This is a genomic window from Rothia koreensis, from assembly GCF_052232265.1.
GTDB lineage: Bacteria > Actinomycetota > Actinomycetes > Actinomycetales > Micrococcaceae > Rothia > Rothia koreensis.
Map to the genome: position 1 here is coordinate 380,172 of NZ_CP197643.1, position 14,594 is coordinate 394,765.

A 14,594-nucleotide genomic window follows, 5' to 3' on the forward strand; every position below is an offset into this window, starting at 1 on the left:
TGGACTTCAAGCACGTCATCCACGGAAAGAGGGTAGTGGCTCACCGGTCCTCGAGGAGCTTGTTCACTCCGGCAAGACGTGCTTGCGAATCCTCGAGGAGCTGCCGCTTCTCCTCAATAGTGAGCCCCCCGCGAAGTATCAGTCTCAGGATCCTGCGCTGCCGTGCCGTGCTCTTTTCGTCTGGGACGAGTCTACGGCCAAGGCGCGGACCAGGATACCGTTCGCAGCAAGAACCAGCGGCAACGGACGAAGGCTGCAATGTCCTCAGCTCGCCGCGCCGAGGACCACCCCGCCGAACTCGTGGAGCCGGTCGGAGTAGCGTCGTCAGGATAGCCAAACCGGCCCTGACAAGGCACGCCATGGCCCGCCCCAGGTGTATTCGAAGCCTTCCGACTGTGTAGGGTGGAGCACAATTCTGGAAGGAGAGCCATGGCCGATTCTCGCGAGCCGAAACCCAAGAAGTCCGCGACGTCCGACTCCGCGTCTCGACCGGGCAGAGACACATCGTCCCGCCCCGCATCCCCCGGGCCCGAGAGCGCGGGGACTGCACCCGCCGACAAGTCCGCAACGTCCCAGACGTCCGGCGGACCGAAAAAGCCCTCACGATCCGACGGGCCCGGCAAGTCCGGCGGATCCGGCAAGTCCCAGTCCCCTCGCGGATCCGGCAAGTCCCAGGCGTCCGGTCGCAAACGGTCGAACCGCAAGGCATCGAAGCAGACCGGATCCCCCAAGTCGCCGGGCCCGGCCCAGACGCGCAACAAGGCCGGCACCACGGCGGGAAACAACCGGACGGAGCGGCCCGCGGCGTCGTCGAAGGCGAACGGTGGAGCCGCCGAACCCTCTCAGGAACAGGACAAACAGGCTCCGCAGGAGCGTCCCAACAGCGCCAAGGGCCCTGGCACGTTGGCCGCCGCCGCAGCGGCCGCCAGCCCGACGTCGAGTACGGGAGATGCCGGCACGGCGAACACCGGTGCAACCGGCAAGAACCAGGCCGCGACGCCTCGGAACGGCGGGAAGCAGACAGCCGCACCCGGATCGGGTCAGGGCAAGAAATCCGCGGGCACACCTCAGAACAAGCGCCCACAGGAGCCCCGCCGCCCCAAGTACCCCGGAAGCACAACCAGCAAGGTTTTGTTGACCGGCCTGCTCGTCATCGGTTTCGCGCTATTGATCGCGGTCCTGGTGATTCTCGTCGGATTCCCGCTCATGGAGTTCTGAAGAACGCACTGACAATCCTCTGCCCCGCCGTAAGATGAACCGGGAAGCGGCGGGGCACACAACTTCCACCGCGCCGGGAGGAAGGAAGACTCAAGGATGCGAATCCACCGCATTTACAACAACAATGTGGTCCTCGCATGTGAAGATTCCGGCGACAACGTGGTCATGATCGGCCGAGGCCTGGCTTTCGGCAAAAAACGGGGAGACCCCGTGGACCCGGACAGGGTCGAACAAAGATTTGTCCCCGAAAATCAGGGGGAAGATCATCTCACGGCCCTCTTGTCCGATATCCCTGCCGATGTCCTGTCCGTGGCGACGGAACTCGAGACCATGGCGAGGGAACACCTGCAGTCGGACATTTCCCATTCCTTCATCCTCCCGCTCGCCGACCACATCAATTACGCCCTGGTTCGCGCGAGGGACGGGCTCCGCATCGAATACCCGTTGAGCGTCGAAGTCGGTCAGCTGTATCCGAAAGAAGTCGCCTTCGGGAAAAAAGCCATTCGCGTGATCAACGAGCGCTTCGATTCGGATCTCCCCGAGGACGAGGCGACGCCGCTGGCCCTGCACCTGGTCAATTCCCAGTTCGCGACCGCTGACCTCGTGAAGACCTTCAAAATGACGGAAGTCTTCGCCCAGATCTTCGAGATCATTTCCTCCGCCTACGGGTACCAGGTGAATCAGTCGCACCTTTCCGTGGCCCGATTCGTGACCCACCTGCGCTACCTCTTCGTCCGCGCCGAGCAGGGGAAGGCCACCAGGGCCCAGGACGCTGCGTTTCCTGCCGTTCAGGACGCCGTCCGCCGTGGGTACCCCCGAGCCTACGACTGCGCCCACAAGGTGTCCCTGCTCCTGCAAATGCATATGGACCAGGAGCTGACGGAGGACGAGCACACCTATTTGACGATGCATATCGCTCGACTCGCCACGGACCTGTGGGGCGAAAGCTCGTCGGCGCACCATGCTTCCTGAGCCGTGGCGTCGGCGACAGATTCTCGGAAGACCCATTGGCAACCTTAGAATATGAGGGCGATCCTGCGCCTTCAGCGCTCCCGACAGAAGGAAGACCGTGACTTCACCCCAGAGCCCTCGGACATCCGTCATCATGCCGGTCTACAACACGGAGAAACGCGTTGTCTCGGCGATCACCTCAGTTCTCGCCCAGACCGACCCGGACTTCGAGCTGCTGGTCATGATCGACGCCTCCCCGGACCAGTCGTCGGAGACAATTCATCGATTCCTGTCCGAGAACCCGGACTCCCGCGTCAGGGTCTTCGACAATCGAACCAACCTCGGCGTCTCCGGGGTTCGCAATCAGGCGCTGGACGAGGCAAAGGGCCGATGGGTCACGTTCATCGACTCGGACGACCGCTACCGTCCGAATTTCCTGTCCACCATGCACGCTTTCGCCCAGACGCACGACGCCGATCTGGTGGTCTGCGGGCACACCCTGGTGAGCACGGACGGGTCCCACCGGGACCGTTCGGCCGGATCAACGGGAGTGCGCACAGGGAAGCATGCCGGCCTCGAACTCCTCGAGGACAACCTCACGCCGTATGTCTGGGACAAGCTGATCTCCGTTGATGCCATGACGGACGTCCGTTTCCCCATGGACATTCACCGGGCCGAGGACGCCGTCTTCTGCCTGGGTGCCTACACCGGCTCGGAACGGACGGTCGTGATTGAGCCCTCCCTGTACGAGTACACGGTCGACGCGAACTCGGCGACATGGGGGAAGGTCGTACCGGTCGAGGAAAGCGACAGGCTCCTGGAACACCTGAGCCAACAGGCCGGGCACCTGCTGGACGAGCCGCAAGGGCTCAGTGCATTCAAGATTTCCTGCATACTGACCTACCTCAACAATGCCCAACAGGCCATTGGTGGCTCATCGCATTTGAGGGTGTAGGTGGTTCCTGAAGCCGCCGGTGTCGAGCAGCGATCGGGCTATGTAGTTCGTGAGGTTCCGGAATCCGAGGGCGGAGCCGCGGAGGTGTTCCAGGCGCCCGTTGATCGCCTCTGTTGGCCCGTTGGACGTGCCGGGCCGGTCGAAGAACGCGAGGATGTCGGCGGCGCGCTGCTTGAGCGTGCGGCCGAGCTTGCGGACCTCCACGAGCGCGGCGGGGACGCCGCTGGAGACGGAATCGATGACGGCTGTCATCAGCTTCTTCGCCGTCTTCCGATCGGGTTCGCGGTAGGCGGCGATCACGCGCTGGTAGATGCCCCAGGTCGCCTCGACCTCGACGTGCTCGGAGACCGCGAACAGTGCCTCGAGACGGGTCTGCTGCCGGTCAGTGAGCAGCTGCGCGCCGGTGTGGAGGATGCGGCGGGCCTTGTAGAGCGGATCGTTTTTGCGGCCCCGCCGGCCGTGCAGGCACTGCTGGACGCGACGACGGCAGGTGTCGAGGGCGTCGCCGGCGAGGCGGACGACGTGGAACGGGTCCATCACCGCCTGCGCGTCCGGGAGCTCCTCGCTGACGGCGGTCTTGAAGCCGGTGAACCCGTCCATCGCGACGACCTCGACACCATCGCGCCAGTCCTGCGGGCGTGCGGCGAGCCAGGTCTTGAACACGGCTTTCGAGCGACCCTCGATCATGTCCAGCAGACGGGCGGGGCCGGTCTTGTCGCGGTTCGGGGTGAGGTCGATGATGACGGTGACGTACTTGTCGCCGACTCTCGTGTGGCGCCAGACGTGCTCGTCGACGCCGATCACGGCGACGCCGTCGAACCGGGCGGGATCGTCGATCAGCACTCGACGCCCTTCAGCGAGGACCGCGTTGTTCGCCGTGTGCCAACCGACACCGAGTCCGGCGGCGACGCGGGCGACGGTGAGGTGGTCGATCACGAGCGCTTCCAACGCCCACCGCATCCCGCTACGGGACAGCTTGGCTCGCTCGGGCGCCGCTGCCGTGAGGTCCTCACGCCAGGACCGTCCGCATCCCGAGCACTTGTAGCGGCGGACCCGGACCAGCAGCGTCGTCGGGCGATGACCGAACGGCTCGTGGGCGAGACGCCGCGTGTCCGTCCCGCGCGAGAGCGCCTGGCTACCGCATCCCCGGCACCACGGATCCGGCTCGGCGACGCGGCACTCGATCACCGCGCGATCCGGCTCAAAAAGCTGACCGGTGGCCACGAGGCCGAGCTCGTCGAGATGGCAGAACACGGTCAGATCAGGGGTCGCGAAGGTAGCGTGGTGCACGTCGAGGTCTTCCGGCAGATGGGCAGTGTGAGAACTTCCATCATCGGAAGGCCTCGACCCTCATCCGGCGACCGACGCGCTCAGCCACCTACCCCCTCAACTGCGAAGAGCCCCATTGGTCTCGACAAGGCGGAGGGAGGCGAGATCATTTCCCAGTGCCAACGCAGAATTTCCTGGAATCAGATCGCGGCCGCCCTCCGAATCAAGCCTGTTTTCGGGTTCGCCGGAATTCTACTCAAAGCCTCTCCCGCCGCCTATCGCCGGCTCTACGGCACGTACGTCCGGCGAATGTACGGTATTTGAGCCCGAGTCCTTAATTGACAAGAGACAAACCCTGAACAAAAATTTTGCGGGAGACCCCGCTCACCCCCGAATTCCCGGGTGGGGCCTCGACACTCGATTCATCACTCCATCTCTCGCACCTTTGACCAAGGGTTTACATGCGCACATATCGCACTGTGGCCGGAATCTGCCTCGTGGCAGGCATCGCCATCTCAACCGTTCCTTCCGCCTACGCCGCTCCCCCGAGCGGACCGACGAATCAGCAACAGTCCCAGGTCAAGTCGTCGGGTGATTCTTCACTCGCCCAGGCTTCGGGCCAGGCCGAGGACACCCCCTCGACCGTCGAACCGACCACGGATCGCCTGGTGGTCAAGTTCAAGGATTCCACGCCGGAGGACACCAAGTCCCAGCTCCTGCAGAAGACGGACGACGTCGCCCCCTCCGAAACCTCGAAGCTTCTCAAGGCGACGGCCAACCAGTCCGACGTCGTGCAGATGTCCAAGAAGCTGGATGCAACCGCGCAGGACAAGGTCGTCTCGAAACTCGAGGAAGATCCCGCGGTGGAGTATGCGGAGCCGGACAGGATCGTCAAGAATGCGGCGTCGTCCTATCCCAGTACTCCGAATGACCCCATGTACTCGTCGAACCAGTGGAACCTGAGAACCATCGGCGCCTCGGGAGCCTGGCAGCACGCGACGGGCGCCGGTCAGACGATTGGCGTGGTCGACACCGGGATCACGGACCACCCCGATCTCAACGCGAAGGTCACCGGCGGATACGACTTCGTTTCGCCCGACTACGACAGGGACGGTACGAGCGGTCGCGATGGGGACCCGAGCGACCCCGGGGTGCTCAACGCTTCGGAGAACTGGCACGGGACCCACGTCGCCGGAATTGCCGGGGCATCAACCAACAACGGCATCGGGATTTCCGGCGTCGCCCCCGACGCCACCATCGAACCCGTCCGCGCGCTCGGCATCGGGGCATCCGGTTACGAATCGGATTTCGCCGATGCCATCACCTGGGCCTCGGGTGGAGCCGTCGCGGGAGCGCCGGCCAACCCCCATCCGTCGTCCGTCGTCAATTTTTCGGCCGCCTGGGACGGGCAGTGTTCGGCGACCATGAAGTCCGCCGTCGATGGCGCCCACGCGCGGAATGTTCCGGTCGTCGTCGCCGCCGGAAATGCAGGGGTCAACGCGAACGATGTGACACCGGCGAATTGTCTCGGTGCGATCGTCGTCGGGGCCTCCGCCTCGACCGACGTCATGACCGGGTACTCGAACTGGGGTCCGATGCTGGATGTCCTCGCGCCGGGCGGGACCACGGGTGCGGACATCTACTCGACGTACAACACCGGCAACGAGTCGCCCGCGCAGGCCAGCTACGGTCCCCTCAACGGGACCTCGATGTCAGCACCGCACGTCGCCGGCGTCATCGCCCTGATGAAGCAGCGCGACCCGGGGCTGGACGTGGAGAGCATCCGGAACACCCTGGTCAGCACCGGGGCCGGCGTGAACGGGTACTCACGCATCAACGCGGAGGCGGCCGTGAGCGCGGTCGAGTCGGTCGACAGCGGACCCGTGGTGGTCAACGGGATCAAGGAGCTCTACGACGCCCAGGGAGGGGCCGCCAAATTCGGGACTCCCAGGAACAACGAGAGCGGCGGACTGGTGGACGGCGGTGTCTTCCAGGAGTTCAGCAACAACTACACCATCTACTGGACCCCGTTCACCGGCACGCACTCGGTGAATTTCTCGGGCGCCATCGGTGCCAAATTCCGTGACGGCGGGTACGAGAACACCTACGGCTACCCCACGTCCGAAGAGGTCAGCGCGGACGGGTACGCGTACCAGTGGTTCCGAACCGCCTCCGGCCGGTCGAACCTCATGATGTGGACCCCGCCCGACGGCGCCCACACCATCATCGAGACCGGCGCCATCGGCGGTGCCTGGATCGAGAACGGCCGTGAATCGGGGTGGGGCAAGCCGACGACGGACGAGTTCCAGGGCTCGGACGGGAAGATCCACCAGAAGTTCAGCAACGGCGTCGAGGTCACCTGGACCGCCGACGAGGGCATTCGCGTGCTCAGCTGACCCGCCCCGCGGCTCCCCGGACCCGCGGTCCCCCGGCTCGAGGTGGCAGTCTCGTGCAGTTTTTGCCTCGAAAACCGCACAGAATTGCCACTTCGAGCCGGGACACGCGGACGGGATGCACGCCATGGCCACTTCGCGGGGGCCGTCCGCGTCTAGCTCTCGGAGGAGGCCCTTCGATGCATCTCGGCCAGCGCACGTGTCTCGGAAGAGGTGATGATCAACCGTCCGACGAGAGCAATCACCGCGATGCCGATGAGGGTGGATACCAGGGACACGATCGGTCCGAACCAGTGCGAACTGAGACTCGACCAGACAATCCCCAGCAGCACGACGAACGGGACAACGATCATGGACGTCTTGCTGTTGAAAGTCATGGTCCGATCATAGGGGCGCGACCCCACCCGCGTCAGGACTGCCCCGGCCCCTTCCGAAGGGTCAGGATCTGTTCCGCGCGGCCGAACGGGCCGTCCTCGTCATGGAAGATCGAGGAGGTGAGGCCGATCCCGTCGGCACCGAAGGACACGGAATTGTCGATCCCCAACCATTCGCCCGCAGGTTCCCGGTACATGTGAATCTGCAGGTCGACGTTCGGGAAGATCCAGCTGTCCGGGCCGGGGGCCACGCGGGTCGCGATGCCGTTGGTGGCATCGGCGACACCGATGAGTCGGACCCAGTCGGGTGAGTCGACGCCGTCGATCAGGGGAACGGTCGGCCGAATCCACGCCGTGCCGCGACCCGGCCGGTGCGTGGACGCGTGGACCGAGTCGATGGACCGGATGAAACCGCCGGGCCACACGTCCGAACCGTTCCAGACGACGCACTCGTCCCTGGGTGGAATGGAAGGGTCTTCGATCGCGGAGATCGAGGAGGTGTCGGAGGTGATGAGCCGCCAGGCCTGAGCCCTGATCGCGACCCGACCACCGGCCACGAACTCGGCCTGGATGAGTTCGATGGTCCTTCCCGGGCGAATCGTGGAGGTGACGACCTCGAAGTCGCCGCCGGGAATCATCCCCAGAATCTCGAAACTGATGCGCGCAATCCGCATGTCCTCGCGAGGTTCATGCTGCGCCAGGCAGTGGGCGAGAATTCCCGAGGCGGGCCCCATGTGCTGCTCGCGCTCGTTCCAGGCGCCTTGCGCGTGGATCGAGGAACGGAAATGACCGTTGCCCCGGTCCTCGTAGTAGGCCTCCACGTCGGCCAGACCCGGAATGTCCGTCCGCTCCTCGTTCTTGCCCATTATTTCTCCTTGTCCCTTGCCTGTTCGTACTCGAATCCAGATCGAGCATATCGATCCGGAGTGATCGATGACACTTTGACGACGGGCCGCCCGACCCACCGCCGCACGGTGGAACCCCGATCGCCCCGTAGAGTTGTCCCCAGGCCATTCCCCGTATCACTTCGCAAAGGAGCCCGCATGACGCCGAAGCTCATGGCGTTCGACCTGGACGGCACGCTCATGTTCGACGGCAGGATCGAGCAGGAGAGCATCGATGCGATCCACGAGTGGCAGGCCGCGGGCAACCTGGCAGTATGCGCGACCGGCAAGTCCATTGCCGCGACGAAGCATTCCCTGGAAGGTACGGGACTGAGTTTCGACTATTACGTGCTCTACACCGGTGGTGCCGTGACGGACTCAGAATTCACCGTGCTGATGAGCCACACCCTGCCCAATGAAACCGTCCGGGAGATCGTCGGCACCCTGACACGCCAGGACGGCATCGCGGTCTACGGGACCACTCTGGATGCGCCCGACGACGTGCAGTTTCCCTCGACCACGGGCGAGAAGGCCAGCTCCATCCTCGCCTATTTCCGCCCGATGGAGCCGAGCGAGATTCCCGAGCACGAGTTCGTCGGCATCCCGCTGTGGATCGAGGGCGCCGAAACGACCTTGGAGCGGACCCGGGCCTGGATCGAGGAGCACTTCTCGAACCAGGTCGACTGCCACAGGAACCAGGATTTCCTGGACATCGTGCCGCCCGACTGCACCAAAGGCACGGGCCTGATGTGGCTCGACGACGCGCACCTCGGTGACCGCTACGAGACCTATTCCATCGGGGACTCGTGGAACGACCTGGCCATGCACGCGTGGGCGAAGCATTCGGCGTCATTCGATTACTCGCCGCAGGTCGTGAAGGACGCGACCGACGTCGTCGTGGATACGACCGCCGAATACATCCGCACGGTGCTGGACCGGAACGACTGACGCCGCCCTGGTTCGCGCCACGGGCAGCCCACCACGGGCAGCCGCCGGATTGTATGACGGCCCGCTAACCTCCGAAAGCACACCTCGAAACGCGGTGTCACCTGCGTACACGCCGCGACGCATCCTTTGGGGAACCGCGCGACGCCTCCATAGAGTGATCGAAATCTTGTACCTCGATCTCTGGAGCGACCATGCGCACGTTGATCCTCTTGGGCCTGATCGGCCTGGCCGCGCAACTCGTGGACGGTTCGTTGGGGATGGCCTACGGCGTGACGTCCTCGACGTTGTTGCTGACCGCCGGCCTCGCCCCTGCCTCGGTCTCTGCCACCGTGCACCTGGCCGAAATCGGGACGACGCTCGCCTCGGGTGCATCGCACTGGCGCTTCGGCAACATCGACTGGAGGGTCGTCGGTTTCATGGCGGTCCCCGGCGGGATTGCCGCGTTCCTCGGAGCGAACGTCCTCACGGCCTCGGGGGAGGCCGCCGAACCGGTCATGTCGGCTCTCCTGCTGCTCCTGGGTATCTACGTGGTCTGGCGGTTCCTGCGCCTTCCGGACCGACGCCCCAGTTTCTCCGGCAAGGTCCCGGGCTTTCTGCTGGTCCCGCTCGCGATGGTGGCCGGTTTCATGGACGCGATCGGCGGAGGCGGATGGGGACCCGTGGGGACGCCGACTCTGTTGGCCTCCGGGCGGATCCGCCCCCGCAAGGTCGTCGGGTCGATCGATGCCTCGGAGTTCGTGGTCAGCCTCGGCGCCTCGGCAGGATTCCTGCTGGCTCTGGGCCACACCGGCATCAACCTCCCCTTCGTTCTCGCGCTCCTGATCGGCGGAATCATCGCGGCCCCGGTGGCCGCCTGGCTGGTTCGGCTGATGGCCCCGCGAATTCTGGCGGTGGGAGCCGGCGGGCTCATCATTTTCACCAACGCACGCACGTTGCTCTCGATCGACGCCGTCGACGCCGTTCTTCCGGCCGCGGCCAGCGCGATCATCCTTCTGGCCATCGCCGCCCTGTGGGCCGCGGCCCTGACCTGGGTGATCCGCAAGGAACTGGCCGAGAAACGCGCGGAGGCGTCCCTGCCGGAAGAACGGGTCGAGGCGTAGGAAGCTCGGCGTCTACCGCGGGAACTCACCCGAGACGAACGCCGTCCTGATGGACTCGGCGTCGCCCCCGACGAGCCCGAGGGATTCGGCCGTGCGCCCCTCGCGTTCCCACTCGCGCCCGCAGAGCACTCCGCTGATGGTCACGAACGAATCCGTGATGGGCATCGCGACGCCGATCTGCTCGGCAATGGTGCTCCACGTCAGGAGCCCGAACGGGATGTCCTCCGTGAAGTACCGGTGCGTGAGGGAATCGGGTTCCGGGAAGGCCTGACGCCCGTACCCTGCGACCACGCGGTCGACGAAACTGCCCTCACGAACGCCGTAGGACGTTTCGAGGAAGTCCCAGAAAGTGGGCAGCTCGACGCCCAGTGCACGGCCGAAGGACACCCGTTCCTGGTCGAGTTCGTTGACCACTTCCCCGATCCGGTCGGTGACGAGCGTGTGCTGCGGACGTCGCTCGGCCTCCTCGACGGTCTTGAAGTTCAGGATCGCCGGAGGCACGTGGTAGACGGGATTGATGTTGGTCAGGCCGACCCTGAGCGTGTCCCCGCCGTCGACGTATCGCTGACCGAAGAACGGCTCCAAGCGGTCCAACACCGTGGGGGTCGCCGATTGGGGAATGGCCGAGACGGGCACGGCATTCTTGACCGCACCCACATACACCTCGGCGGGTCTCTGGAGCCTGCAGGTGTACAGGCTGGTCGAGGTCTCGGCGACCACGCCCGGTTCGCGACCGGCAAGTTTCGTCTTTCGCGTGAGTTCGAGGGCGCTGCCCAGAACGGCCGGCTGGAAGAGCACGAGCTGGTCGGGCTCGATCACTTCGGCAAGCTCCCCGGACAGGTACGGGTGGGCGAACGCGGGAGCGGCCACGACGATCACGTCCACGCCGTCGACGGCGCGCGCCAGATCGGTGGTCAGCAGGTCGGGTACGGCTTCCCCCTCGATGTCACCGGTGAGCCGGATGCCGCCGCGTTCTTGGATCGCGGCGTAGTCACTTTCGAAGCGCGAGAAAACGTGGACGCTGTGCCCTTTCAGCGTCATGTGGCCGGCTATGGCCTGACCCACGTTGCCCGCGCCGACGATTGCGATTTTTCCCATGAGAGTTCCTAACGGTTGGAGAACGAAAAACGGTACGCCGCTTTCGGCGGCGAAGGAGTGGTCAGCGGACGGGGACTCCGGGTCCCAGCGGTATGCCCAGCACGTACCAGAGGACGAAGAGCCCGACCCACACGAGAAGGACGACGCCCGCGATGGGGATCGTGAACGACAGCTGGGTCCCGATGCCGGCACCCTTGCGGAATTGCTGGACGAAGCCGAGGGCGAGCACGAAATAACCGTTGAGCGGGGTGAGACAGTTGGTGACCGAGTCCCCGATCATGAAGGCGACCGTGGCCGCCTCGGGCGTCATGCCCACGTACATGACCAGCGGGACCACCACGGGTGCCAGGATCGACCACATCGCCGATCCGCTCGTGATCAGCATGTTCAGGATGCAGATCGCGAGGGTGATGGTCAGGAGGATGACCAGGTGGGGCGCTTGGAGAGACCGCAGCAGGTCGGCGCCGTTGACGCTGATCACGGACCCGATGTTGGTCCAGGTGAAGAAGCTGAGGAATTGGGCGACCACGAAGAACAGGACCAGCACGGGCGCCAGGGACCGGATGCCCTCGGCCATGGCCGGCGGCACGTCGCCCAAGTGTGGGATGGTTCCGGTGATGCGTCCGTAGGTGATGCCCATGAGGGCGAAGACGATCGAGATGAAGATCGCGATGTGTTCGACCACGTACGAATCGAGCAGCCCGCCGTTCTCGCCCCGGAACGGTGAACCCGGGAGCAGCATCAGGATGATCACGGCGACGCACAGCGCAAACACGATCCCCGAGGCCAGCGTTGCTCGTCGTTCGGTCGTCGAGAGTTTGATCTCGCCCATGGGAGGGACGGAATCGTCGGGACCCGTCGTATTGAACAGGGTGTCGGCGACCGCGAAGTCGGCGTCCAACTGTGTCGAGGAAAAATCGGGGCGTCGAGCGAGAAGGCGGTCGACGACGAGGGCGATCGCTATCGAAAGGACCACCGACGAAGTCGCGGTGAAGAACCAGGTCGCCACCGGCGTCATGACGTAGTCCGGATCGACGATCTGGGCGGCCGCGGTGGACAGGGAGGAGCGGATCGCGTCCTGCGGGGTCACGAGCGGGCTCGCGTTGAACCCGACGGCCGTGGACGCATACGCGACCATGAGGCCAAGGACAGGGCTGCGCCCCGCGGCTCGGAACGCCAGGGCCCCCAGGGGGATCATCACCAAGTACGCGGAGTCGCTCATGATGTGCGCGGTCATCGAGCTGAAGGCGAGAGCGAAGGTCAGGAGCCGATTCGGGAGGCGACCCACGGTACATCGCAGGAGGGCGGTGAGCAGGCCGCTGCGTTCGGCCACGCTCACGCCCAGGAGGACGACCACGACCATCGCCAAAGGCGGGAACGTCGCGTAATTGTCCAACGCGTTCTTGATCGCGTACTGGGCACCTTCGACCGAGAGCAGGTTCTTGACCGCCGCGGTCTTTCCCGACGACGGGAGAGTGACTTCCACGTTCATCGACGCCAGGACGGCGCTCGCCACGGCCAGGACCGCAATGAGAATCACGAAGAGCCAGAACGGGTGCGGCAACCGATTGCCCGCTCTCTCGATCGCACTCAGGGCCCGGTAGAACCGGTTGAGCGGTGTGCTCGCACTCGTATCGTCTGACGTCGTCGTCATACTCTTCGCCTCGCCTCGATGGCCGACGCCGCCGGGAATCCGGCGACCGGTGGGGAAACCACCTGAAATCACGGTGATATTTCTGTGATATTTCTGATAGACGCTAGACTAGGGTCCTAGCGAAGTCAACAGCCAGAAGAAGCGAAACGGAGACCGGCATGGGGCGCCAGCAGTCGATGGCCGATCGGGCTTACGAGGCGATCAAACGGGACATCATTCAGTGCACCCTGCGCCCTGGCGAGGTCATCGTGGACGCCTGGCTGGCCGATACATACGGCATGAGCAAAACGCCGATACGCCAGGCGATCAATCTTCTCGAGCGAGAGTCCCTCGTGGTCGTGGTGCCTCGCCGAGGAACCTTCGTCAAGAACGTCGACTTCACTGAAACACAGGACACGTACCGGTTGCGAGCGCTGCTCGAGCCGGAAGCGGCCGTCCTCGCGTCCAAGCGCGCCAGTAGCGAGGAACTCGATGAGCTCGAAACCCTGAGCCAGGCGACGGTGCACAGCGGTTCGGACAGTGCGGCCCGGAACGCTGCGAACCGAAACCTGCACGTCCGCATCGCGGAGTTGGCCCGGGTGCCCATCCTCGCGCGGACCATCACGGCCCTCAACGAGGAAATCGAACGGTTCCTGAACCTTCGCAAGGAGCTGGGCAAGCCCTACACGGCCGTGAACCACGGCCGGCTCGTCGAGGCGATTCGCCGAGGCGACGAGGCCGAGATCCACGACGTCGTCACCACGGGCATCGAACGGGCGCGGAGGCACATGGTCGAGACGATGCTGGACAGCGGTACTTTCTCAACCGGCCAGCAGTCCTGAGGTTCCCACCGGTCATGCCAGCGTTCGGTCGAGGGACGCGCCGACGTCGGTCGGGTTCAGGCCGTGCTCCTCGGTCAGCACGCCCGGCCGGAGAACAGCGGGGCGGTCCCAGAGGTATGCCTGGTTGCGCAGCTCCGCCATCATGGGGCTAACCCGACCGGCCGCGGCCAGAAGGGCTCGGGGAATTCGCGTCAGCGTCTTGTGGCGAACGCCGACCCTGCCCGATACGGTCCGGTTGAAGTCCTCCAAGGATCCCGTGTCCTGCGATGGGGCGTGGAGGACGGCGTCGCCCTCGGGCGCCACTTCCGATGCATGGTCGGCCGCATAGGCCATCGCCCGGGTGAGATCAGGAATGAACGTGAGCGTGTGCGGCATGGTCGGGTTGCCCATCGCGAAGCCGCGCTTGCCCTGGGGTCGCGGCACGAGAACGGACAGGTGCGCGACCGACGTCTTGGGTGCGGCCGTCGGCCCCCAGAGGTCGGAGGCAACGACGCTGATCGTGCGGGCCCGGTGCTCCTGTCTGGCCTTCAGCAGCCGAGCGCGCACGTCGCCCAGGGGACTGACCGGGGCGAGTTCCGCGCCCTCGGACAGATCCACGGATTGCACGCCGAAACCGTAGACCGATTCGGGAAAGACGACGGGGGCCCCGGCGTCGGCCGCGGCGTCCATGACCGCCAGCTCGCGCGTCGGCAGCACCTGGTCCCACTGTTTGGCGTCATACGCGGTGTGGATGCAGTGGAAGACGGCGTCCACCCCATCCATGGCCGTCGCGAGCAGATCGCGGTCCAACACGTCTCCCACCAGCACCTGGACACCACCCCTATCCACTTGCCGACGACGCAGGACCACGACGTCGTGCCCGGCGTCGACGAGGTCCTGGGTCAATTGCGATCCGATTTGCCCCGCTCCGGTCACGAGATATTTCATGA

Annotated in this window: 13 protein-coding genes; 7 read left to right on the plus strand and 6 right to left on the minus strand. The window is 65.0% G+C overall.

Features of this window, described 5'->3' with window-relative positions:
- Positions 1 to 429 precede the first annotated feature (429 nt).
- The 3 genes from ACTSLZ_RS01690 (at position 430) to ACTSLZ_RS01700 (ending at position 3,124) form a co-directional block, all read left to right on the plus strand.
- Complete coding sequence (locus ACTSLZ_RS01690; RefSeq protein ID WP_443095500.1) at positions 430 to 1,218, plus strand: hypothetical protein; 789 nt, start codon at positions 430 to 432, stop codon at positions 1,216 to 1,218.
- A gap of 96 nt (positions 1,219 to 1,314) precedes the next feature.
- The gene (locus tag ACTSLZ_RS01695) at positions 1,315 to 2,190 is read left to right on the plus strand and encodes a PRD domain-containing protein (protein ID WP_129315901.1); all 876 of its coding nucleotides are present in this window, start codon (positions 1,315 to 1,317) and stop codon (positions 2,188 to 2,190) included.
- Between the two features lie 97 nt (positions 2,191 to 2,287).
- On the plus strand, positions 2,288 to 3,124 hold the full coding sequence (locus tag ACTSLZ_RS01700) for a glycosyltransferase family 2 protein (protein ID WP_443095501.1): 837 nt from the start codon (positions 2,288 to 2,290) through the stop codon (positions 3,122 to 3,124).
- On the opposite strand, the gene ACTSLZ_RS01705 is transcribed toward ACTSLZ_RS01700, so the two are convergent.
- Entirely contained in the window at positions 3,104 to 4,414 is a 1,311-nt protein-coding gene (locus ACTSLZ_RS01705) for an ISL3 family transposase (protein ID WP_179628043.1), read from the minus strand. The genes ACTSLZ_RS01700 and ACTSLZ_RS01705 overlap by 21 nt on opposite strands.
- Before the next feature lie 440 nt (positions 4,415 to 4,854).
- Here ACTSLZ_RS01705 and ACTSLZ_RS01710 point away from each other — a divergent pair, with 440 nt between their 5' ends.
- Positions 4,855 to 6,789: a S8 family serine peptidase gene (locus tag ACTSLZ_RS01710; RefSeq protein WP_443095502.1), complete on the plus strand. Its 1,935-nt coding sequence runs from the start codon at positions 4,855 to 4,857 to the stop codon at positions 6,787 to 6,789.
- A 152-nt stretch (positions 6,790 to 6,941) separates the two neighbouring features.
- Here ACTSLZ_RS01710 and ACTSLZ_RS01715 read toward each other — a convergent pair whose 3' ends face one another.
- Complete coding sequence (locus ACTSLZ_RS01715; RefSeq protein WP_178979119.1) at positions 6,942 to 7,163, minus strand: hypothetical protein; 222 nt, start codon at positions 7,161 to 7,163, stop codon at positions 6,942 to 6,944.
- A gap of 32 nt (positions 7,164 to 7,195) precedes the next feature.
- Positions 7,196 to 8,026: a thioesterase family protein gene (locus ACTSLZ_RS01720; RefSeq protein WP_129316249.1), complete on the minus strand. Its 831-nt coding sequence runs from the start codon at positions 8,024 to 8,026 to the stop codon at positions 7,196 to 7,198.
- A gap of 177 nt (positions 8,027 to 8,203) precedes the next feature.
- Here ACTSLZ_RS01720 and ACTSLZ_RS01725 point away from each other — a divergent pair, with 177 nt between their 5' ends.
- Positions 8,204 to 8,992 (plus strand): HAD-IIB family hydrolase, encoded by a 789-nt coding sequence (locus tag ACTSLZ_RS01725; protein ID WP_443095503.1) that lies wholly within the window; start codon positions 8,204 to 8,206, stop codon positions 8,990 to 8,992.
- A 191-nt stretch (positions 8,993 to 9,183) separates the two neighbouring features.
- Positions 9,184 to 10,092 (plus strand): sulfite exporter TauE/SafE family protein, encoded by a 909-nt coding sequence (locus ACTSLZ_RS01730; RefSeq protein ID WP_129316247.1) that lies wholly within the window; start codon positions 9,184 to 9,186, stop codon positions 10,090 to 10,092.
- 12 nt (positions 10,093 to 10,104) lie between these two features.
- Here ACTSLZ_RS01730 and ACTSLZ_RS01735 read toward each other — a convergent pair whose 3' ends face one another.
- On the minus strand, positions 10,105 to 11,190 hold the full coding sequence (locus ACTSLZ_RS01735) for an NAD/NADP octopine/nopaline dehydrogenase family protein (RefSeq protein ID WP_436595031.1): 1,086 nt from the start codon (positions 11,188 to 11,190) through the stop codon (positions 10,105 to 10,107).
- Between the two features lie 61 nt (positions 11,191 to 11,251).
- On the minus strand, positions 11,252 to 12,844 hold the full coding sequence (locus tag ACTSLZ_RS01740; protein ID WP_443095504.1) for an AbgT family transporter: 1,593 nt from the start codon (positions 12,842 to 12,844) through the stop codon (positions 11,252 to 11,254).
- Between the two features lie 158 nt (positions 12,845 to 13,002).
- On the opposite strand from ACTSLZ_RS01740, the gene ACTSLZ_RS01745 reads away from it, so the two are divergent.
- Positions 13,003 to 13,665 carry a GntR family transcriptional regulator gene (locus ACTSLZ_RS01745; protein WP_443095505.1) on the plus strand — a complete coding sequence of 221 codons (663 nt, stop codon included), beginning with the start codon at positions 13,003 to 13,005 and terminating at the stop codon, positions 13,663 to 13,665.
- 12 nt (positions 13,666 to 13,677) lie between these two features.
- Here ACTSLZ_RS01745 and ACTSLZ_RS01750 read toward each other — a convergent pair whose 3' ends face one another.
- Positions 13,678 to 14,592, minus strand: a complete 915-nt coding sequence (locus tag ACTSLZ_RS01750; RefSeq protein WP_443095506.1) for an NAD-dependent epimerase/dehydratase family protein — start codon at positions 14,590 to 14,592, stop codon at positions 13,678 to 13,680.
- Positions 14,593 to 14,594 lie beyond the last annotated feature (2 nt).